The 20,255-nt window shown below is 72.2% G+C and carries 18 protein-coding genes; 10 read left to right on the top strand and 8 right to left on the bottom strand.

All coding sequences use genetic code 11. The features are described from left to right. Window positions 1-19 precede the first annotated feature (19 nt). Both ACN263_RS04250 and ACN263_RS04245 read right to left on the bottom strand, forming a co-directional pair. A complete protein-coding gene (locus ACN263_RS04250; RefSeq protein ID WP_422738510.1) occupies window positions 20-997 on the bottom strand; it encodes an MBL fold metallo-hydrolase in 978 nt (325 codons plus the stop codon). A gap of 155 nt (window positions 998-1,152) precedes the next feature. Then, the gene (locus tag ACN263_RS04245; protein WP_422740591.1) at window positions 1,153-2,031 is read right to left on the bottom strand and encodes a serine hydrolase; all 879 of its coding nucleotides are present in this window, start codon (window positions 2,029-2,031) and stop codon (window positions 1,153-1,155) included. Window positions 2,032-2,088: 57 nt separating this feature from the next. On the opposite strand from ACN263_RS04245, the gene ACN263_RS04240 reads away from it, so the two are divergent. Then, window positions 2,089-3,057 (top strand): LysR family transcriptional regulator, encoded by a 969-nt coding sequence (locus ACN263_RS04240; protein WP_422738509.1) that lies wholly within the window; start codon window positions 2,089-2,091, stop codon window positions 3,055-3,057. Between the two features lie 98 nt (window positions 3,058-3,155). Next, window positions 3,156-4,007, top strand: coding sequence for an aldo/keto reductase (locus ACN263_RS04235; protein ID WP_422738508.1), 852 nt, complete (start codon window positions 3,156-3,158; stop codon window positions 4,005-4,007). A 60-nt stretch (window positions 4,008-4,067) separates the two neighbouring features. Here ACN263_RS04235 and ACN263_RS04230 read toward each other — a convergent pair whose 3' ends face one another. After that, a complete protein-coding gene (locus ACN263_RS04230) occupies window positions 4,068-4,910 on the bottom strand; it encodes a helix-turn-helix transcriptional regulator (RefSeq protein ID WP_422738507.1) in 843 nt (280 codons plus the stop codon). Window positions 4,911-5,013: 103 nt separating this feature from the next. Here ACN263_RS04230 and ACN263_RS04225 point away from each other — a divergent pair, with 103 nt between their 5' ends. Further along, entirely contained in the window at window positions 5,014-5,766 is a 753-nt protein-coding gene (locus tag ACN263_RS04225) for an SDR family oxidoreductase (RefSeq protein WP_422738506.1), read from the top strand. Window positions 5,767-5,849: 83 nt separating this feature from the next. Next, the gene (locus ACN263_RS04220; protein WP_422738505.1) at window positions 5,850-6,836 is read left to right on the top strand and encodes an aldo/keto reductase; all 987 of its coding nucleotides are present in this window, start codon (window positions 5,850-5,852) and stop codon (window positions 6,834-6,836) included. A gap of 21 nt (window positions 6,837-6,857) precedes the next feature. On the opposite strand, the gene ACN263_RS04215 is transcribed toward ACN263_RS04220, so the two are convergent. Then, window positions 6,858-7,373: a GNAT family N-acetyltransferase gene (locus ACN263_RS04215; protein WP_422738504.1), complete on the bottom strand. Its 516-nt coding sequence runs from the start codon at window positions 7,371-7,373 to the stop codon at window positions 6,858-6,860. Window positions 7,374-7,546: 173 nt separating this feature from the next. On the opposite strand from ACN263_RS04215, the gene ACN263_RS04210 reads away from it, so the two are divergent. Together ACN263_RS04210 and ACN263_RS04205 are read left to right on the top strand one after the other, a co-directional pair. Next, entirely contained in the window at window positions 7,547-8,560 is a 1,014-nt protein-coding gene (locus ACN263_RS04210) for an ATP-binding cassette domain-containing protein (RefSeq protein WP_422740590.1), read from the top strand. Continuing rightward, the gene (locus ACN263_RS04205) at window positions 8,557-9,420 is read left to right on the top strand and encodes an ABC transporter permease (RefSeq protein ID WP_422738503.1); all 864 of its coding nucleotides are present in this window, start codon (window positions 8,557-8,559) and stop codon (window positions 9,418-9,420) included. Before ACN263_RS04210 ends, ACN263_RS04205 begins: the two co-directional genes overlap by 4 nt. A gap of 267 nt (window positions 9,421-9,687) precedes the next feature. On the opposite strand, the gene ACN263_RS04200 is transcribed toward ACN263_RS04205, so the two are convergent. Beyond that, the gene (locus ACN263_RS04200) at window positions 9,688-13,065 is read right to left on the bottom strand and encodes an ATP-binding protein (RefSeq protein ID WP_422738502.1); all 3,378 of its coding nucleotides are present in this window, start codon (window positions 13,063-13,065) and stop codon (window positions 9,688-9,690) included. A gap of 206 nt (window positions 13,066-13,271) precedes the next feature. Between ACN263_RS04200 and ACN263_RS04195 the strand changes: the two genes are divergently transcribed. Both ACN263_RS04195 and ACN263_RS04190 read left to right on the top strand, forming a co-directional pair. Further along, complete coding sequence (locus tag ACN263_RS04195; protein WP_422738501.1) at window positions 13,272-13,724, top strand: helix-turn-helix domain-containing protein; 453 nt, start codon at window positions 13,272-13,274, stop codon at window positions 13,722-13,724. Beyond that, complete coding sequence (locus ACN263_RS04190; protein WP_422738500.1) at window positions 13,717-14,085, top strand: DUF4180 domain-containing protein; 369 nt, start codon at window positions 13,717-13,719, stop codon at window positions 14,083-14,085. Before ACN263_RS04195 ends, ACN263_RS04190 begins: the two co-directional genes overlap by 8 nt. Here ACN263_RS04190 and ACN263_RS04185 read toward each other — a convergent pair. Continuing rightward, a complete protein-coding gene (locus tag ACN263_RS04185) occupies window positions 14,075-14,713 on the bottom strand; it encodes a hypothetical protein (protein ID WP_422738499.1) in 639 nt (212 codons plus the stop codon). The genes ACN263_RS04190 and ACN263_RS04185 overlap by 11 nt on opposite strands. 173 nt (window positions 14,714-14,886) lie before the next feature. Next, window positions 14,887-15,810, bottom strand: coding sequence for an S-4TM family putative pore-forming effector (locus ACN263_RS04180; RefSeq protein ID WP_422738498.1), 924 nt, complete (start codon window positions 15,808-15,810; stop codon window positions 14,887-14,889). A gap of 250 nt (window positions 15,811-16,060) precedes the next feature. Here ACN263_RS04180 and ACN263_RS04175 point away from each other — a divergent pair, with 250 nt between their 5' ends. Continuing rightward, window positions 16,061-18,697, top strand: coding sequence for a hypothetical protein (locus ACN263_RS04175; protein ID WP_422738497.1), 2,637 nt, complete (start codon window positions 16,061-16,063; stop codon window positions 18,695-18,697). Window positions 18,698-18,711: 14 nt separating this feature from the next. Here the strand turns inward: ACN263_RS04175 and ACN263_RS04170 are convergent, their stop codons facing one another. Next, window positions 18,712-19,095: a peptidase inhibitor family I36 protein gene (locus ACN263_RS04170; RefSeq protein WP_422738496.1), complete on the bottom strand. Its 384-nt coding sequence runs from the start codon at window positions 19,093-19,095 to the stop codon at window positions 18,712-18,714. 297 nt (window positions 19,096-19,392) lie between these two features. On the opposite strand from ACN263_RS04170, the gene ACN263_RS04165 reads away from it, so the two are divergent. After that, complete coding sequence (locus ACN263_RS04165; RefSeq protein ID WP_422738495.1) at window positions 19,393-20,241, top strand: cellulose binding domain-containing protein; 849 nt, start codon at window positions 19,393-19,395, stop codon at window positions 20,239-20,241. The last annotated feature ends 14 nt before the right edge of the window (window positions 20,242-20,255 follow it).

The raw sequence follows: 20,255 nt of genomic DNA, 5'->3' as shown, positions 1-20,255 counted from the left end.
GACGCCCGCCCGGGACCGGTCAGAAGTGGTACGCGGTCTCGTACTCGGGGACCAGCACCCGGCTGCGCGGCGAGATCCGACGTACCGCCGCGATCATGTCGTCGAGCCGGTCACGGTCGGCGGGCGCGACGACCGGCGGGTTGCGCAACTCGGTCTCGAAGTTGTCCCAGTGCACCGGCACGACGACCTTCGGATAGTCCAGCCCGGCCAGCAGTCGAGGCAGGTAGTCGCCGGTGGTGGTGGCGTTCTGCATGGCCACCATCGCCACGTCGGGCGCGAGGCCGGTGAGATTGCGCTCGGCGACGTCGCTGGCACCGGTGAAGTAGACCGACGGGCCGCGCTCGACGCGCAGCAGGTAGCCGAGCGTGTCGCCCTCGGGCAGGTCCGCGATGGTCGCCGGCCGCGCCGGCTGGCTGACCCGCACCCCGGGAAAGGCCACCGAGTACGACGGGTTACGGCTGTGCAGCGAGCCGACCACCTCGATCGTGTGGTCGCCGAAGTCCAGCACCTCACCGCCCTTCACGGCGCTGAGCTGCGTCGACGGCACCCCGTACGCGAGCCCCAGGTGGTACGCGGTGAGCGTGCCGAAGACCCGCGCGCCGGTACGGCCGGCGATGTACGGCACGTCCATGAAGTGGTCCCAGTGCGTGTGCGTGACCAGCACCGTGGTGGCCTTCTCGACGCGCGGATCGATGACGTCGGTCCGCACGGTCAACCGGGTGGCCGTGTTGAACGGGCCCGTGAACAGGCCGGTGTCGATCCGGCTGAGGAACGGGTCGACCAGGATGGTCCGGTCGGCGATGTCGATGCGCCAGCCGGCCGTACCCCACCAGCGGAAGCTGACCGCCCCCTTGCCACGGGTGGACGGTGCGGGTGCGGCGGCCGGGGGCGCGGCCTGGGCCGGGGTGGTCGAGGTGGCGGCGAGTCCACCGGCGGAGACCAGTGCGGTGGTGGCTGCGGCGTCGCGCAGGAAGCGACGGCGGTCGAGGTTGGGCATGTGGATCTGCTCCCCGTGTTCGATTGATCGGTCGGCGACGAGCCAACCAGCGCCACCACCGTCAGGTCCAAGATCGAACGCCCGCACCACCGATACGTCACCGCATATCGGGCCTGCTCAGCACGGGTGACTCAGCGCTGAACATCCCGGAAAAGTCAGTCGCCGCGCAGCGCCTCCACGGCGGTGCGGGCGGCCCGCCCGACGGCCAGGTCCACGTCGATCCGGCGCGGGGCGAGGTCGTCCGCGCGGGCGAAGACGGCGATCCCGTACCGGCCGCCGTCGGGGTACTCGGCGACTCCGGCCTCCAGGTGCAGTCCGGGCAGGCTGCCGGTCTTGCCGGACACCCGCACGGCGGGCGGGAAACCGGCGGCCAGGCGGGTCCAGAAGAGCTGCCGGGCCATCCAGGCGCGGACCATCGCGCACGCCGACGCCGACCCGGCCTCGTCCCGCCAGATCAGGGTGAGCAGCCGGGTGATGTCCCGCGCCGTACTGGACGTGGTGCGCTGCGGGTCGAAGACCCGCATGGCCCGGACCTCGTCCGCCGGCAGGGTCGGGAAGATCCGGGCGAACTCCGCCTCGGTACGCGCCCCCACGTCGGCGAGCATCATCTCGACCAGCTCCCGTGGGCCGCCGAGCACGCGGGTACGGGTGAGGCCCAGCTCGGCGGCGAGCATCGGCAGCAGATCCGGGCCGACCCGGCGCAGCAGCAGGTCGGCGGCGGTGTTGTCGCTGACCGACATGGCGAAGTACGCGAGGTCCCGTAACGACACCTCGGCGTCGTCGGCGCAGCCGGCCAGGCCCCACCCGCCGAGCCGGTCGTCGGCGGCGACCAGGACGCGTTCGGTCGGGTCGAGTTGACCCGCGTCGACCTGCCGGGCGAACTCCAGCACCAGCAGGATCTTGAAGATCGACGCGATCACCACCTGCTCGTCGGCCCGCAGCCCGACCTCAGGACCCGCCGCGTCCAGATCGACGACGTGCAGGCTGCCGGTCACCCCGGCGTCCGCGAAGATGGCCTCGATCCGCTCCCCCATGTCCACGCCGGCACGGTATCCAGTGGCGGTGCGCGGCCGCTGGCGTAGGGTCCGGCCGTGGACCTGCTCCGACATCTGCGGCACTTCGTGGTGGTCGCCCACGAGCTGCACTTCGGACGGGCGGCCGACCGTCTCGGCATGGCCCAGCCGCCGTTGAGCCAGTCGATCCAACGGCTGGAACGGGAGCTGGCCGTCGAGCTGTTCGACCGTTCCCGCCGTCAGGTGCGGCTCACCACCGCCGGCGGTCTGCTGCTCGCCGAGGCCGAGGAACTGCTCGCCGGGGAGGGCCGGCTGCGCAACCTCATGGTCCAGGTCCGCGCGGGCGAGCTGGGCGTCCTGCGCGCCGGTGTGCCGCCGGAGACCCCGGCGGTGACGCTGCGGGCGCTGCTGGACCAGCTCACCTCCCGAGCGCCCGGCCTGGACGTGGAGCTGCACGAGCTGACCACCGCCGAGCAGGTGCGGATGCTCGGCGAGCGGAGCCTGGACGTGGGGCTCGTGCACCATCCGATCGACGCGGACGGGCTGCGCCTCGGCGCCCCCGTCGACGTACCGCTGGGGGTGTTGCTGCCGCGCGCCTCGCCACTGGCGCGCGGCCGGGAGGTGCCGCTCGCCGCGCTCGCCGACCTGGACCTGGTGGCCGCGCCCCGGGCCACCGCGCCGGGCTGGCACGACCACCTGCTCGCGGTCTGTCGGCGGCACGGGTGGCGGCCGGCGCGGGTGCGTCCGGCGCGCAATCCGGAGTTCCTGTTCGGGTTGGTGTTGGCCGGCGGCGGGGTCGCGGTGGAACCCGCGACCCTGGCCCGCCGGGAGCCCCGGATCGCCTGGCGACCGATCGCCGACGCGTCGCTGGCCAAGCGCACCTCGGCGGCCTGGCCGCAACGGTCGGCGCACCCGGCGGCGGCGATGGTCGGGCAGCTCGCCGCCGAGGTGCTGGCCGCCGCCGAGCCGGCGCCGCCCGCGCCACGGATGTCGTCCTCGCTGCCGGCGGCACGGCCCTGGCCGGTGTTGTTCGACACGACCGGGTGAACCGAATCGCCGTTGCGCTCGTCACGCCGCTTTGGGCGGTGAATCGTCCACCCGCCCGGGTATGGATAACGGGGAAACGAAGACGCGAAGGAGCCGCAGTGGCACTCACGATTCCTGACATCAGCCTGAACGACGGCACCACCATTCCGCAGCTCGGCTTCGGGGTGTTCCAGATCGAGCCGAAGGACACCGCGGCGGCGGTGTCCACGGCGCTCGAGGTGGGCTACCGGCACATCGACACCGCCGAGATGTACGGCAACGAGGCCGAGGTCGGCGAGGCCGTCCGCATGTCCGGCCTCGATCGCGGCTCGGTGTACATCACCAGCAAGCTGAACAACGGCTTCCACCGCCCGGACGACGCCCGCAAGGCGTTCGACTCGACGCTGTCGGCGTTGAAGATGGACTACATCGACCTGTTCCTGATCCACTGGCCGCTGCCGACCCTGTACGACGGCGACTACGTCTCGACGTGGAAGGTGCTGGAGGAGTTCCAGCGCGACGGCCGCGCCCGCTCCATCGGCGTGTCGAACTTCCAGGTGCCGCACCTGCGGCGGCTGGCCGACGAGGCGAGCGTGGTGCCGGCGGTCAACCAGATCGAGGCGCACCCGTACTTCACCAACGACGAGGTTCGCGCCTACGGACAGCAGCACAACATCCTCACCGAGGCGTGGTCGCCGATCGCGCAGGGCAAGGTGCTGGACGACCCGACGGTGGTCGACATCGCCGAGCAGGTGGGCCGCACTCCGGCGCAGGTGGTGCTCCGGTGGCACGTGCAGCGCGGCGACATCATCTTCCCGAAGTCGACCACGCCGAAGCGGATCGAGGAGAACACCGGGATCTTCGACTTCGAGCTGGACGACGCGGCGATGGAGCGGATCACCGGACTGGACAAGGGCGAGGCCGGGCGGCAGGGCCCGAACCCGGACACCTTCGCCTACGTACCTCGCTGACCTGCGGGTATTGCTGCCCCGGAGTGGTGACTCCGGGGCAGCGCGCTGTTCGTGGTCGGGTCAGCTGTCGACCCGCTCGGCGAGTCGGCGGAACACCGCCTGGGTCGGCGAGTCGGGCGTGGCGACGTAGACGATCAACCGTTGCTCGGTCTCCGGCACCAGCAGCACGCGGCATTCGAACTCCAACGGCCCCAGCTCGGGATGAGCCACCCGCTTCACCACGGGACGACGCTCCCCGACCTCGTGCTCGGCCCACAGCTGGGCGAAGCGCGGCGAGGCGCCGAGCAGTTCGGTGACCAGTTCGCGGATCGCCGGATCGGCCGGGTAGCGGCCGTAGGCGGCGCGCAGATCCGCGACCGTGGTGTGCACGAACCGGCGTGCGTCGGCGTCGGACCAGTGCGCGTCGGACATCGGCTGCCGGAAGGTCCAGCGGATCATGTTGCGCTCCGCGTGCGGCACGGCCGCGAGATCCCCCACGAAGTGCGTGGCCAGCCGGTTCCAGGCCAGTACGTGGTACGCGGCGTCGACGAGGTACGCCGGGGTCTCGGTCATGGCGTCGAGCAGGTGCCGCAGCCCGGGCGGCACGTCGCGGCTCGGCCCGACCGCCGACGGCGGGTTCTCCCCGGCGACCCGGAACAGGTACTCCCGCTCGTCCCGGTTCAGCAGCAGCGCCCGGGCCAACGCGGCGAGCACCTGCCGGGACGGGTGCGGCCCCCGGCCCTGCTCCAACCGGATGTAGTAGTCGATCGACATGCCGGCGAGCTGGGCGACCTCCTGCCGACGCAGCCCGGGCGTCCGCCGCCGTACCCCGTCGGGGAGGCCGACCTCGGCGGGCCGCAGGCGGGCGCGGCGAGCGCGGAGGAACGCCGCCAGTTCGTCACGTCGCAGGCCGCTGCTCGTCATGCCTCCCAGCATGCCGCCTACCGGGTCGGCCAGGGTGGTACCGCCGGTCCCAGCCTCGGGGCGGCTCTCCCCGCCGGCCGTCGGCGGGTACAGGCTCGTCGGCATGACGAACATGACCGCCCTGATCACCGGGGCCAACAAGGGAATCGGCCTCGCCACCGCCCGACAGCTCGGCGCCCTCGGCATGACCGTGCTGCTCGGCGCACGGGACGCCGAGCGGGGTCACGCGGCGGAACGGGAGCTGCGCGACGGCGGCGCGGACGCTCGGTTCGTGCCGCTGGACGTCACCGACGCCGCGTCGGTGACCGCCGCCGCGAAACTCGTGGAGGACGGGTACGGCCGGCTGGACGTGCTGGTCAACAACGCCGGCATCGTGCTCGCCGACGGCACCCGAGGGCTGCCCAGCGAGACGACCGTGGCGACGATGCGCTGGCTGTACGAGACGAACGTCTTCGGCCCGGTGGCGGTCACCAACGCGCTGCTGCCGCTGCTACGGCGGGCGCCGGCCGCGCGGATCGTGAACGTCTCCAGCGAGGTCGGCTCGATCGCCGTGATGACCGACCCGGACGGCGCGCTGTTCGCGCTGACCTCCGTGCCGTACCCGTCGTCGAAGGCGGCGCTGAACATGCTCACCGCCATGTACGCCAAGGAGCTGCGGGACACCCCGATCAAGGTGAACGCCGCGAACCCCGGCTACTGCGCCACCGACTTCAACGGCAACAGCGGCTTCCGTACGCCCGAGCAGGGCGCCGAGGTGAGCGTGCACCTGGCGACGCTGCCGGCGGACGGGCCGAGCGGCCTGCTCTGGGGCTTCCAGATGGACGCCGGTGGCGGGTACGGCGTGCTCCCCTGGTGAGACGAGCGCTTGACCTGGAGTGCGCTCCAGGTACGAGGGTGGTCCTCGGGTGTCCGCCGGCAGGGCACCCGGAAGGAGATCCCATGCGGTACCGCACGATCGGCACCGACCCGGCGACCCGGCGCGAGGTCAGCGTGCTCAGCCTCGGGGCCATGCTGTTCGGCAGCGCCACCGACGAGGCCACCTCGTACGCGATCCTCGACCGGTACGTCGAGGCGGGCGGCACTTTCATCGACACCTCGGACAACTACGCGTTCTGGGTCGACGGCTCGCAGGGCGGCCAGAGTGAGGAGTTGCTCGGACGGTGGCGGCGCAGCCGAGGCATCGGCTCCGAGATTGTCATCGCCACCAAGCTGGGCGCCCGCCCACTGGCCCCTGGCACCAGCTACCTGGACAACGCCGAGGGCCTGTCGGCGAAGGTGATCCGCGAGTCGGCCGAGCGCAGTCGTGACCGGCTCGGCGTGGAACGGCTGGACCTGCTCTACGCGCACATCGAGGACCGGACGGTGCCGCTCGCGGAGACCGTGACAGGCTTCGCCGAACTGGTCGCCGAGGGGACGGTGGGCCTGCTGGGCGCGAGCAACCACCGCGCGTGGCGGGTGGAACGGGCCCGCGCGCTCGCCGCAGCCGCCGGTCTGCCGGGGTACGAGGTGCTCCAGTACCACCGCAGCTACCTGCCCAGCCGCACCGACCTGATCAGCGAGCTGGACCCGGACGGCGAGCCGGGCGGTGTCGGCGGTGACCTGCTCAGCTACCTGCGCGCCGAGCCGGAACTGACCCTGGTGGCGTACTCGCCGCTGCTGAAGGGGGCGTTCACCCGGGCGGACAAGCCGCTCAGCGCCGCGTACGACCTGCCGAGCGCGCCCCGGCGGCTGGCCGCCCTGCGCGAGGTGGCCGGGCAGACCGGCGCGACGGTGAACCAGGTGGTGCTCGCCTGGTTGCTGGGCGGCGACCTGCCGTCGATTCCGCTGGTGGGTGCCTCCTCGGTGGCCCAGCTCGAGGAGAGCCTGGCCGCCGTGGAACTGGAGTTGACCGCCGAGCAGCGACACCGCCTCGACACCACCTGGTGAGCCGCGCCGGCCGCCTCGCCGTCAGCCGTCGGCCGGCGGGGCGGTCAGGTCGAGCTGCCAGTCGTTCACCCGCATCAGGTGCCCGGGCGGATACTCGAAATCCGTCTCCTCCAGCAGGGTGAAGCCCGCCTTGCGGCAGACCGCGTTCGAGGCGGGGTTGCCGACGGACGGGTACGCGTGGGCGTGGCGTCGGTCCCGTCGGGCGCGCGCCGCGTCGAGAGCCGCGCGCACCGCGACGGTGGCCAGCCCCTGCCCCCGGTACGGGGGCAGCACCGCCCAGCCCAACTCGTACACCGGCTCGTCGCGCCACTCGCGAGGCCAGTAGCCGACGCTGCCCACCCGCGTGCCGTCCGGCAGCACCACGGTGAACATGCACCCCGGCCCGCTCTCGGCGGAGTGCACGTACCGGTCGTGCCGGGCGAGCACCTGCTCGTCGGTCTCCGGGCCGCCGGTGTGTCGGCGCGTGTCCGGTGAGTTGAGCTGCCGCAGCAGATCGAGATCATCCTCGTGCCACGGCTCGATGCGTACCTGCGTCATTCCGTCCCCTTCGTCGACCCCAGTCAAGCCGAACCCACCGACATTTCTGCCGGAACGACGCCCGCTAGTTCCGATCTAGCGGGCGGCGGTCGTCACCTCGCGCCTGTACGACGGCGGGGTCGTTGGTCACACCGACCACGGCGTCGCCGGCCATCGGACGAGAGGTATGCATGATGAACAGACGCGCCACCGGCCTGGCCATCGAGGCCGAAGGGCTCACCCGCGCCTTCGGGGAGACCCGGGCGCTGGCCGGCATGGATCTGCGGGTACCCGCCGGCACCGTCTACGGCCTGCTCGGGCCGAACGGGGCGGGCAAGACCACGGCGGTCCGGGTGCTGGCGACGCTGCTGCGCCCCGACGGCGGCACCGCGCGGGTCTTCGGGCACGACGTGGTCACCGAGGCCGACAAGGTCCGCAGCCGGGTCAGCCTCACCGGCCAGTACGCCTCGGTCGACGAGGACCTGACCGGCACGGAGAACCTGGTGCTGCTGGCCCGCCTGCTGGGCCTGCGCAAGCCGGCGGCCCGCGATCGCGCGGCGGCGCTGCTGGCCGCGTTCGGGCTGACCGAGGCGAGCGACCGCCAGGTGAAGAAGTACTCGGGCGGGATGCGGCGACGCATCGACATCGCCGCGAGCATCCTGAACACTCCCGACCTGCTCTTCCTCGACGAGCCGACGACGGGCCTCGACCCGCGCAGCCGCAACCAGGTGTGGGAGATCGTCCGCGCGGTGGTGTCCCACGGCACGACCGTGCTGCTGACCACGCAGTACCTCGACGAGGCCGACCAGCTCGCCGGGCGGATCGCGGTCGTCGACCACGGCCGGGTGATCGCGGAGGGCACCCCGGGCGAGCTGAAGTCGTCGGTCGGCTCCGGCACGGTCCACCTGCGACTGCGCGACCCCGGCCAGCGGCCCCAGGCCGAACAGGTGCTCCGGGCGGCGCTGAACGTGCCGGTGCAGCTCGCCGCCGATCCGGTGGCGTTGACCGCCCGGGTCGGCGAGGCCGGCACCGACCTGGACGCCAGCGCTCAGGCGGCACGCGCGCTCGGCGACCTGGCCCGCGCCGGCATCGTCGTGGACGACTTCTCCCTCGGCCAGCCCAGCCTGGACGAGGTCTTCCTGGCCCTCACCGACCACCCGGCCGTACCGGCCGACGAGCGCGACGACGAGCTGGAGGCAGCCCGATGAGCGACACCACCACGACCGCCGGCACCACCGAGCGGGCGCCGTCGGTGTACGTGCCGTCCGCGGACGCGCTGGCGACCGTCCTCGCGCCGGGTGCCCGACCGGACCGGCCGAGCGCGCTGGGCGCGTCGCTCACCTTCGGCTGGCGGGCCCTGCTGAAGATCAAGCACGTGCCGGAGCAGCTCTTCGACGTGACCGCGTTCCCGATCATCATGGTGCTGATGTTCACGTACCTGTTCGGTGGCGCCCTCGCCGACAGCCCGCGTGACTACCTGCAGTTCTTCCTGCCCGGCATCATGGTGACGAGCGTCGTCATGATCACCATGTACACCGGGGTCGGCCTCAACACCGACATCGAGAAGGGCATCTTCGACCGCTTCCGCACGCTGCCCGTCTGGCGGCCCGCCGCGCTGGTCGGCATGATCTTCGGCGACGTGCTGCGCTACATCCTCGCCGCCCTGGTCATCCTCGGGGTCGGGCTGGCGCTCGGCTTCCGGCCCGCCGGCGGGGTCGCCGGGGTGGCCGCCGGGATCGGGCTGCTGGTCGTCTTCTCGTTCGCGTTCTCCTGGGTATGGACGTTCTTCGGACTGATCCTGCGCAGCGAGAAGTCGGTGATGGGGGTCAGCATGATGGTGCTGTTCCCGCTGACGTTCCTCAGCAACGTCTTCGTCGAGCCGAGCACCATGCCCGGCTGGCTCCAGGCGTTCGTGAAGGTCAACCCGGTGACGCAGCTGGTGGCCGCGGTACGCGCCGTGATGTCCGGTGACTCGAACCCGTCCGCCACGATGTGGCTCCTGGTGTGGAGCGCCGGCTTCGTCGTCATCTTCGGCACCCTGACCATGCACCGCTACAACCGCCGCTAGCCCCCGCTCCCCGCCCTACGCCCCGCCCCGCCCCGCCCCGTCGATCATGAAGTTGTGGTGGGCGACAAAGGACCCCGTAATTCACCAAACAGGGCACCACAACTCCATGATCGACACGACCCCGCAGCGACCACCCGGCGATCTTGCACTTTCTGTGGCGACATAAGCCACGAGAGCACCCGAGTCGACAACCGAAAGTGCAAGATCGCGAGGATGGGAGCGGGGCGCGGGTGGGGGTGGGGGCGCGGGTGGGGGCGGGGGCGGGGGTTAGAGGTGCCAGGGTGGGCGGGATTGGGGGACGTAGCGGCAGGTGGTGCCGGTGGAGACCGAATCGCGCAGGTGGTTGGCGAGCGCGGGATGGCGGTCGTCGAGCTTGCGTAACGTGTCGCGGATCCGCGCGGTGACCGTCTTGCGGGCGCGTTCGGCCTCGTCGCCCAGCCGTCGACTGCGGCCGGCCAGCCCCGCCGCGGCGCGCAACTCACCGAGCAGCGCGTCCCGCTCGGCGTCCAGCGCGCTCACCTTCGCCGTGTCGCCGTGTGCGGCGGCCCGGTCGATCTCGTCGTCGAGGCGGGTCAGGTGCCGTCTGTAGCGGGCCTTCGCCTCGTCGTCGAGGACCGGGTCGCCGCCCATCCGGCGGGCGGCCACCAGCACCGGCCCGGCGGCCGGATCGAGGAGTTCCACCGCCGGGATGTCGCTGCCGGGGCGGCTCAACAGCAGGTGCAGATCGTGCAGACCCTTGGCGTCCGGCAGGTGCGCCACCACACCCGCGTACGCGAGTTGCCAGACCGGCCCGTCGCGTCGAAACGCGTACCCCTCGGTTGTGGGGTCGGTCAGCGTCACCTGCCGCCGGCCCACGGCCTGGCCTCCCCCGACGACCTGCCCCTCCCCGACGACTGTGCCCGCGAAGGCGACATCGCCGGGCCCACCAGGAGCGCTCTCTGCGGCGGCACGACCCGACCCGCGACCTGCGCCCCGGTCCACGGCGTGATCCGCCTCGGCGGCGTGGCCCGGCTCGACGTGGTTTGGTCTCGGGTCGGCGAGCCGCAGGAGCACCTGGAGCATGCCGAGGGCGGTGGCTTCCCGGACGGTGGTGGCGCGCAACTCCGCCACCGTCGCGGCGTCGCCCGGTTGGTCGCGGCCGGCGAGGGCGTTCACCAGCCCTGCCCGGGCGATGAGCGACCAGGGTCGGGAGCCCATCCGGTCGGCGGCGGCACGGGCCGCGGCGAACCCGGCGATCGCGTCGTCCCACCGCTCCTGCGCGGCGTCGACCACGGCGAGCCAGTGGTCGATGGGTCCGCCGATGTCGCAGCCGAACAACCCCACCGCCCACTGTCCCCGGTACGGGACGAGCGCGCTCCGCGCGTCGTCGCAGCGCCGCGGATCGCGGGAGGCGGCGGCGGCCTGGGCGCGCAGGCGCAGCCACAGCGGCGAGACCGGACGCGGATAGCCGATGCCGGCGGCCTCGATGCCGGCGGTCAACCGCACCGCCTGCTCGTCGTCGCCACGCTCGGCCGCCGTGATGGCCGACAGCATCTCCCGGTACGGGTAGTCGGCCGGGGCCCACTCGCGCAGCAGCGCGTCGATCTCGTCGAAGCGCCCCTGCAACAGCAGCCGGGCCCAGCGCAGGTGCTGACCCATGAAGGCGAACTCGGCGTGCCCCGGGTCGGAGAGGTCGACGATGACCCGGAACCGCTCGTCCGCCTCGGCGAAGTCGCCCCGGAACGCCGCGATGATCCCACCGTCGACGGCCGCCGCCATCCGGGGACGAGCCAACTCCCCCTGCTGACCCACGGTCACGAAGGTGGTGAACTCCGCCATGAAGTGCGGATCGCCCAGTTCCAGCAACGCCACCCAGCGCAGCGACGTGGCCCACAGCTCGGTCTCCCGGTCGCCCGAGCGGCGGGCCACGTCCCGGATCTCGGCGGTGAGCGCGGCCCGCGCCGCAGCGGTGCCCAGCCCCCAGGTGGTGTCGTGGCGGGCCCACAGGCTGAAGGTGAGCGCCTCGTCGTCGCGACCCCGACGGGCGATCGTCTCCGTCGCGGTGATCAGATCCGCCACCAGGGTGCCCGCCGACGCGGCGGGGGCGGGCTCGCCGATCAACCGCTGGTACGCCTCCCGGACCAGGTCCGTCGTGTCGACCGCGTGGGTGGTGTCCACCTGACGGGCGCGGTGCGCGGTGAGCGCGACGCGGGCCAGCGGCACCGGGTCGTCGAGCGTACGGGCGAGCGTCGCGGCTTCGGCCAGCAGACGTACGGCGTCGGCTCGGCCGGCGTGGTGGTACTGCACCTCGCCGAAGTCCACCAGCAGGCGAATCCGCTGCGCGGGGTCCTCGACGATCTCCAACGCGCGGCGGAAGTGCACCCCTGCCTCGTCGGCGGCGAGCCGGGCGAACGCGTCCCGCCCGGCGGCGGTCAGCAGCTCGACGGCGCGGGCCCGGTCCAGCGCAGCGCCGGCCAGGTAGGCGTGGCGGGCCAGGTCGGCCGGGATCAGCCGGTCGGTGAGCGCCGTCGGCGGGTCCACGGCCCGCACCACCGCGGCGTGCCGGGCCTGCCGGTCCTCGGTGGTGAGCCCGTCGTACAGGGTCTCGCGGACCAGGTCATGGGCGAAGGTGAACCGTCCGCCACCGCGGGCGACCACGAGCCGGGCGGTCACCGCGTCGTCGAGCAGCCGGTCGACCCGCACCGCCGGTACCGCCGCGCTGGCCGCCAGGACCTGCCGGTGGAACTCGCGACCCAGCACGGCGGCGACGGTCAGCGCCTCGACCACCGCGGCGGGCAACTGGGCGAGCCGCCGCCGCACCGCTTCCCGTACGCCGGGCGGGATGGTGCCGGTGGTGCCGTCGGCGTGCCACAGCCGCGCGGTCTCCTCGACGAAGAACGGGTTGCCGCCGGTGCGACGGTGCACCTCGTCCGCCAGGTCGGGGGCGGGTTCCCGACCGGCGGTACGCGCCATCAACGCGGCCACCTCGTCGCGGGCCAGACCGGTCAGGGTGATCGTGGTGGCCTTGGCGGCCAGGGGCAGCAGCAGCGAGCGTAACGGGTGGTCGGCGGCCTCTACCTCCGCGTCGCGGTACGTGCCGATCAGCAACAGGCGCTCGAACCAGGTGTGCTGGGCGGCGAACCCCAGCAGTCGCAGCGAGGCCGGGTCGGCCCAGTGCAGGTCGTCGAGGACGATCACCACCGGCCGGTGCGCGGAGACGGCGACCAGTGCGGCGGTCACGGCGTCGTACAGGGCGAACGCCTCCTGGTCGGCGACGTCCTGGCCGTCGCGGGCCGACCAGGCGGCGCTGAGGCCGGGTACGTCACCGGTGCCGGTCTCGCCGAGCAGGGCCGCGAGGGCGGGTTCGGCGTCCGGGCGGGCGAGCGCCCAGTCGTCGGCGGAGCGGCGCAGGGCCCGCAGCACCTGCACCCACGGCCAGTAGCCGGGGGCGCTGTCGGAGTCCCAGCAGGCCGCGCCGAGCACGAGCGCCCCGCGTCGGCGGGCTTCCCGCGCCACCGAGGTGACGAGGGTGGTCTTGCCGATGCCCGGCTCGCCGGTGACCAGGACGAGACCACCGTGGCTGGTGGCAGCCCGGTCCAGCTCGGCGCGCAGCAGGCCCGCGGGGTGATCCCGCCCGATGATGGCGTCGCCGCCCCGCGCGTCCATGGTTTCCAGACGGTACTGGACCCATCCGACAGGCGGGGGATCCTCGCGCTGCTCTCCGCGCCGCAGCTCACGCCTTCTGACGTCACCGGGTGCGCCGCCGGAGGAGTGTGTCGCAGCCCCTCTGGCGCTGATGTCGTCAACGATTCAGATGTGACCACCTTCCCCATCACTCCCTAACATTCCCTGTTCGGCTAGGATAGGGAGCGATGAAGGATGACATGTACTCGGTCGAGCAGGTGGCCGAACGGCTCGGGCTGCATGTGCGCACCGTGCGCGGCTACATCCGCTCCGGCCGACTGAAGGCGGTGCGGATCGGCAAGCAGTACCGGATCGCCGCCAGGGACCTCGACGCCCTGACCGGGCAGACCCGAGCCGCCGCGACCACCACCGCAGCGGCCGAGGTGTCGAGCATCGTGCAGGTCGACGGGGTCGACCGGGCGGCCGCCGACCGGCTCGGCACGCTCGTGCTCGCCAGCGCCAACAACCGGCACGATCCCGCCAACCCGTTTCGGGTGCAGACCGTGCACGACGAGGAGCGGCACCGCATGAAGATCATCATCATCGGCGATCCCGCCGGCACCGCCGAGCTGCTGCACCTGCTCGACGCCGTCCTCACAGCCGACAACGGCCTGATCGACCGGGAGGTCCACGATGCCTGACGAGATGCAGGAACGCGCCGGGGTCCACGTGCTGGTCTGCGACCCGGCCGGCCCGCCGATAGCGACCGAGCAGGACGCGCTGGACCTGATCGGCGCGGCCTTCGTCGGCGCCCAGGTGGTGGCCGTACCCGCCAACCGACTCGACGCCCGCTTCTTCTCGCTCGGCACCCGCTTCGCCGGCGAGGTGATGCAGAAGTTCGTCAACTACCGGCTGCGGCTCGCCGTGGTGGGCGACATCTCGACGCAGCTGGCGGAGAGTTCGGCGCTGCGCGCTCTCGTGCACGAGTCGAACCGGGGCGAGCAGATCTGGTTCGTGCCGGACCTCGACGCCCTCGACGCCCGCCTCGGCGCTACGTCCTAGCCGCCTCGGTGTGGTGCACGAGAGCCAACTCCACCGCGTCCGGCTCGACTCCCCTGCGCTGGGCCTGCTCGGCGGCCCAGCGCAGATAGGCCAGCCACTCGTCGGGCGACCAACCGTTGCGCCGAGTCACCCCGGCCTCGGCGGGGAGGCGACCGGCCACCACGCGATCGAGGATCAGCGGCTGCACACCGCCCACCCCACGCCGGTAGCCGGCGAAGTAGAGGACCTTCGTGAACAGTCCCGGCCCCAGCCACGGCAGACGAGCGTGGGTGGGATCGCGGAAACGGCGGTACGCGGTGCCCAGCGCCGCCTCGTCGGGCGCTGATGCGGACACCTCCTCAAGCGCGTACGCCAGGCGTTTGCCGTCAAGGTCGGCTTCGAGCGACCTGGCGGCGCGCCACGGCCCGTACCCGATGGGTCCGTAACCCCAGACCAGCACAGCGGTCAGCAGTTGCCGAGGACTCGCGGAGCCAGTGCGGTACGCATCGGCCACCGCGAAGACGTCCTGTCGCCAGATCTCGCCGCTCGCCGGCAGACTGTCGGGCCAGGCGTCCGGCGGTAACCCCGCCCGCCACCGGTCCAGCTGCACGGTGATCGGGGCCTGCTCCCCCGGTAACGGCCTCGGCATGGCTACCTCCCTCAGGTCGGGCGCTTGAAGACCTGCGCCGTTCGGACGCTACGGTCGGACACTCGCGCACGCCGTCCGCTGACGCCATATCGCGGTATCGCACGCCTATCTGCGCACGCGCATCGTCGGCACCGACGGGAGGTGAGTACGGCCGTACCGTGGCCCCGACCGAGTCAGTCGGTGCGGGCCGCCGGCGGTCGCGCGCCCAGCAGTTCGGCGAGGCTCACCATCGCGGCCTGGAAGTCAACCCGGTCGGCGGCGTGAAACCGTCGGAAGAACCAGTCGGGTACGCGTGCCTGCCCCCGCCGACTCTGGAAGATCAGATCCTGGGTCTGCCGGGCGAGGGTGAGCAGGCGCGACTCGGTGTCGGTCTCGTCGCCCTCCACGGCGGCGACGATCTGCCTCTGCAAAATCGCAAGGGCGCGGTGCCGCTCGGCGGCGACGTCGCGTTGACCCCGGTAGATCTCGACGCCCAGCAGGAGGACGCCGAGGGACGGTACGAACCACTGGGTGAGCAGGTCGGCGACGGTCAGCTCGGCGGATACTGCGAAGACGACGCCGACAGCGGCCCAGAGCGCCACCCCGGCGAGCACGGTGTACGCGTACCGTCGGCGGACCCGCGCGCCCCACCCCAGGTTCTGGTGCTGGCAGGCAAGCACGTCGTACGGGCGGGGCAGGTGCGGCACCTCGTAGTAGTCCCGGAGGTACCGCTCGTCGCCCCGGTAGGCGCGGTCCAGCCGGCTCACCTCTTCCGGGCCGAGTGGGTCGCCCGCCGCGACCGTGTTCCAGGGTAGGTCGAAGAGGCGTACGTCGAACATCTCCTGGAGGGTGGCGGCCCGGCGGATCTGGCCGGTCGACCAGGTACCGAGCCCGATGGCGTTGACGACGGCCCAGAGGGCGCCCGCGGCGGTGATGCCGACCGCCGATACACCGGTGACCGCGACGGCGGCACCGCCGACTCCGATCGCGACGGAGAGTGCCATTCGCAGGTTGTCGAGCCGTTGTGCGCGCCGGTGGCAGACCGACATGGCGTGCAGCAGCGCCATCATGTCGGGACGGCGCTGCCGCTGGAGCAGGGGTTCCATGCGTTCAGTCACCGGCACCTCCCTTTCCGTGACGATCCTATATCCACCTTTCTTGATGTCACGGAATGCGCTGCCACACACGCGCAAAGTAATGCTTTATTACCTTTAAGTAGATGCGGGACCGGCTGCGAATTAATACCGCGTTCGCCCGAAAATTGCGGTAGCTTGAGGCTCGCGCCCACCCGCGCATCCCTCACTCGGACGTGCCACCCCTGCTCGTCCGCGTCCACTTTCACCACTCGTGGAAGGTCCAACGGCGGACATGGGCGACGGCCTCGGCGACGAGTTCGAAGAGTACATATTGGATGCGATGGTCTCGGTCGCGCTGCGCGACTGGGCGACCGGGCGTGACGCCACGGTCCGTGCGCCGAGCAACGGCATCCGACTGCGCGGGCGCAGCGGGGCGCAGCTGATCCCGGTGATCGTGCAGCGGAGCGACGGCCAGGACCCCGAACTGCTGTACGTGAAGCTCCTGTCGGCCCGGCAGGCGCGCGAGGAGACCGCCCGGCACGCGCGGGCGTTCCGGCTCGACGCGGAGTTCGCCGAGCGCCACCTGGTCCCCCAGCCGTACCCGCCGCACCCGGTCGGCGACGGCCGGTACCTGATGTTCCAGGCCATCGCGCGCGGCGCCGAGAAGGTCGTACCGCTCGCCGAGGTGGACGACGAGTACTCCAAGGATGCCTACCGCGCGCTGCTCGACGGGGTGTGGCGGTGGCACCGCCCGGCACGGCGGATCACCCCGACCACCGTCAGCCGGTTCGTCCGCCGCGAGCTGGTCGACGCCGAGGCCGAGGCCGAGGTGTACGCAGCCGTCATGGCGCTCGGCCTCGGCGATCTCGCCGCCGAGTGGCTGTACGACTCGGCGAGCGGGGTGGTGGTGCCCAACCCGCTCCGTTTCGCCGCGGCCGGATCCCTCTTCGGTGACGGGCAACTCGACCAGCTCTGCGGGGCGTCGCACGGCGACCTGCACGGGCGCAACGTCCTCTACCCCTGCTCGCTCGCCGGCCACGTGCAGGTCAAGAAGTTCTGCCTCGTCGACATGGACCGCTTCGCGGTCGACGCGCCGCTCACCCGTGACCTGTGCAGCCTGCTCCTCGATCTGGTCCTGACCGACGTGGCCGCGAGTCCCCGCACCGTCCAGGCCGACGCCCTGCGCGCCCTGCTGATCGATCCGGCCGGTCGCGCCTCGGAGCGGCTACCCGCCCTGACCGCCAAGGTGATCAGGGCGAGCTGCGCGGTCGGGTCGGCCCTCGCCAAGGAGGACGGCTGGGCGTCGATCTGGCGGGCACAGTACCTGCTCAGCCTGCTGAGTCAGGCGCTGATCTGCTGCACCTACGACGACGCTGGCACCGAGGGGCGCGCCTGGTACCTCCGACTGGCCGCGCAAGCGGCACGCGCCCACCACCGGGAGTTCCGCCGTGGGCTCGTACCGCCGGCGTCGGCCGGCCTGCCGACCCTGCCGTTGTCCGGTGCCCTGGCGTGGCCGCCGTCCACCAACGACCAGTCGGCCCGGTTCGACGCGGTGGGGCCGCTGCCGAGCCAGCAGAACCGCGGCGTGACGCTGGACCGCATCCCTGCCGACCAGGCCCGACCTCCCGCCGACCCGGAAGCGCCGGCGTGGCCCTGGGGGACGATCCCGATTCAGCAGCGGCCCACACCCGGCGGCTGGCACGGAAAGTCCCGGCCCTCGCCGACCGCCGGCACCGACGAGGGCACGTCGCACCTCCACCCGGGTCTCCCCGCCGCGTTGGGAGGCACGCCGGCGAGCAACCGGACGACCCCGAAGCCGGACGGCGGCCGACCCGGCTCCGCAACGACCGGCAACGGCCCGGCCGGCAACCGGTCGGGCGCACCGACGGGGAACGCCCCCAGCGCGTCCCGCGCCGGTGGGTCGGGCCGGCCGGTCCTGCGTGCCGGAGAACGGCGCGTCAACCGGCCGGCACCTCGGCACGTCGTCGCCGCGCGGACCAACGCGATCCCGCGACCCCGCTGCCCAGTGGGCGAGGGGCCTTCGGTGGTGCCGCCGGGTCCGAGCCGGATCAGCCGACTGCCGCCCAAACTGCGGCGAGCCGTCCTGGCCATCCTGCTCGGCGGGGTGTCGCTGACCCCGCTGGTGGCGGTCGGCAGCTCCGCGATCCGGGGACGCGGGGAGACCGGGGTCACCCCGACGACGGAGTCCCCACCCGGTGCCCGGTCGTCGGCGGGCAGTACCCCGGCGTACACCGGGGGTGGACGGCGTCTCGCGGACCTCGCGCTGGCGGTGGCCGGGCTGACCGCGACGGTCGCGGACGGGTCGTACACCGTCGCCTGTCTGCGGACCTGGTCACCCGCGGACCTCGCGCCCGGGGTCGATCGGGACAGCTACCGGGACGAACAGCTGTGGTGGACACCCGCCCTCTCCGGCCGTCGGACCGTCACCGTGGTGAAGGGCGGCCATCCCTCCGGCAAGCCCATGTCGGCCCCCTACGGTCGGGGCGACCTGGCCGAGATTCCGCCGGTGCCCTCGGCCGACCCGGTGGAGCTGCGTCGGCAACTCGCCGACCAGCTGGGCGAACTGCCGCCGGAGCTACGCACCGCCGCCGGGATGCTCACGGTGGTCAGCCGCATCTTCCGCTACCACCTGTTGAGCCCGGCTCAGGTCTCGGCGCTGCTGTCCGAGCTGGCCGCGACGCCCGACATCCAGGATCGGGGCGTGTACCCGGACTGGGACGACCGACCCGGCCTGGCCTTCAGCGCCGACGACAGCCTGGGCCGCCGGGAGACGGTGCAGTTCGACCCGCATACCGGCGAGTTACTGAGCCACGAGACGACGACGGTGGCCGGCAACCAGATCGTCGAGTACGTGCTCATCCGCAGCAAGGCGCGGACCGATCGGACCGCCGGGCCGGGCTGCGCCTGATCGCTCGGCGGCGCTCAACAGCGACGCTGCACGTAGTTCGGCCAGTTCCGGTAGGGCGCCGCGTCGCTGCGGACCCGGTTGGCCGCACCGATGTCGAAGAGCCGGGTGTCGTAGTAGTAGAACGACACCGAGCCGCTGCCGAGGTTGTAGTGCGCCGACTCGACCCGGAACTGCCACTGCCAGGTGGCGAGGCTCTGCCGGCCGCAGTCGGAGAGCCGACCCCGGGGGTAGCCGTAGTTCGGCCACTCGTAGAAGCAGTACCAACCCGAGGGGCAGTCGGCGGCGACGAACGTGCCGATCGGCCGCCGCAGGCTGACGACGAGCATCCCGCCGTCGTAGCTGATCTCGTTGTCGCTGATCGCCTTTCCGCCCGGGTGCGCGGCCAGATACGCCGCCATTTCCGGACCGACAACCGCCGCGGCGCGAGCGGGGCCGGGCGCCGAAGAAACGATCAAAAGACCACTGAGTACGGCGGCGAGCAGCGTGCGAACAGGACGAGGAATGACCATTCGACACCTCGCGATGTGGGCGCAGTCGAATCAGCCTATGAAGAGACCACGATTGATCGCCAGGTGGAGTCGGTGCAACATTCTGACAATGCGCCATTGGGTCATGTATGCGTTTCCCACTCAGCCGCACCACCACCACGTGGGAATAGGCATTGATCATTATTGATTGCGGATACGATTCGGGTCATGCGCTCCCGCCGTGCCACCGCCGTCGTCCTCCTCGCCGCGCTCGCGAGCCTGTCCTTCGCCGCCCCCGCCCGCGCCGACGACATCCCGGCGCTGACCACCCCCGGCAGTCCAACCGTGCTGACCAACGAGCCACACCAGCTCACCCTGACCTGGACACCCGCCGCCTGGGCGGGTGAACCGACCGGCGACGGCCCGATCAGCTACGAGGTGCAGGTGCCGCTCGGCCCCCACGTGTACCGCCTCCTTGGCACCACCACCGCCACCACCCTCACGCTCACCGACCTGGCCCCCGGCACCACGTACCGGATCGCGGTCGCCGCCCGCGCGCCCGGCGGCTATTCCGACAGCTCCGCCACGACGACCGTCCGCACGGCCGCCGGCCGCGCCACGGTCAGCTACCGCAACCTGGACTGGTCACCGACGAACAACCAGATCCAGTACGTCCTCCAGGTCACCAACACCGGCGACCGACCACTTGATCTGAGCACCGTGCGGGTGCGCTACCACCTGCGCTTCGAGGGCGGCAACACGTCGCTGGTGACCAACTGCGACTGGGCCGCGCTGGGCTGCGACCAGGTCCGGCAGACGGTGCAGTTCTTCGTGCCGCCGGGCTATCCGACCCCGGACACCACGGTTCCCGGCTGGGTCGAGCTGGCCTTCACCGGCGGGACGCTCGCGCCGGGGGCGTCGACCGGGCCGATCCAGCTCCGCCACCACCGGCACAGTTGGAGCGACATCGACGAGCGCGACGACCCGAGCTGGCTCGGAAGTGGCCAGTGGACCGAGAACGAGCGGATCACCCTGGACGTCGACGGGGTGCGCGAGTTCGGCGACACGTCGTCCTGACCGCGCACCGGCCG

It is taken from the genome of Micromonospora sp. WMMD729 (assembly GCF_049315225.1).
Lineage (GTDB): Bacteria > Actinomycetota > Actinomycetes > Mycobacteriales > Micromonosporaceae > Micromonospora.
The sequence above is the reverse complement of the archived record's forward strand: the minus strand, read 5'-3'. Positions and strand labels throughout refer to the sequence as shown.

Bases quoted from the DNA above. Each gene is read 5' to 3' on its own strand.
- ACN263_RS04250 (WP_422738510.1), bottom strand. From the start codon at position 997: ATGCCCAACCTCGACCGCCGTCGCTTCCTGCGCGACGCCGCAGCCACC.
- ACN263_RS04245 (WP_422740591.1), bottom strand. From the start codon at position 2,031: ATGGGGGAGCGGATCGAGGCCATCTTCGCGGACGCCGGGGTGACCGGC.
- ACN263_RS04230 (WP_422738507.1), bottom strand. From the start codon at position 4,910: ATGACGAGCAGCGGCCTGCGACGTGACGAACTGGCGGCGTTCCTCCGC.
- ACN263_RS04225 (WP_422738506.1), top strand. From the start codon at position 5,014: ATGACGAACATGACCGCCCTGATCACCGGGGCCAACAAGGGAATCGGC.
- ACN263_RS04220 (WP_422738505.1), top strand. From the start codon at position 5,850: ATGCGGTACCGCACGATCGGCACCGACCCGGCGACCCGGCGCGAGGTC.
- ACN263_RS04215 (WP_422738504.1), bottom strand. From the start codon at position 7,373: ATGACGCAGGTACGCATCGAGCCGTGGCACGAGGATGATCTCGATCTG.
- ACN263_RS04210 (WP_422740590.1), top strand. From the start codon at position 7,547: ATGAACAGACGCGCCACCGGCCTGGCCATCGAGGCCGAAGGGCTCACC.
- ACN263_RS04205 (WP_422738503.1), top strand. From the start codon at position 8,557: ATGAGCGACACCACCACGACCGCCGGCACCACCGAGCGGGCGCCGTCG.
- ACN263_RS04200 (WP_422738502.1), bottom strand. From the start codon at position 13,065: ATGGACGCGCGGGGCGGCGACGCCATCATCGGGCGGGATCACCCCGCG.
- ACN263_RS04195 (WP_422738501.1), top strand. From the start codon at position 13,272: ATGAAGGATGACATGTACTCGGTCGAGCAGGTGGCCGAACGGCTCGGG.
- ACN263_RS04190 (WP_422738500.1), top strand. From the start codon at position 13,717: ATGCCTGACGAGATGCAGGAACGCGCCGGGGTCCACGTGCTGGTCTGC.
- ACN263_RS04185 (WP_422738499.1), bottom strand. From the start codon at position 14,713: ATGCCGAGGCCGTTACCGGGGGAGCAGGCCCCGATCACCGTGCAGCTG.
- ACN263_RS04175 (WP_422738497.1), top strand. From the start codon at position 16,061: ATGGGCGACGGCCTCGGCGACGAGTTCGAAGAGTACATATTGGATGCG.
- ACN263_RS04170 (WP_422738496.1), bottom strand. From the start codon at position 19,095: ATGGCGGCGTATCTGGCCGCGCACCCGGGCGGAAAGGCGATCAGCGAC.
- ACN263_RS04165 (WP_422738495.1), top strand. From the start codon at position 19,393: ATGCGCTCCCGCCGTGCCACCGCCGTCGTCCTCCTCGCCGCGCTCGCG.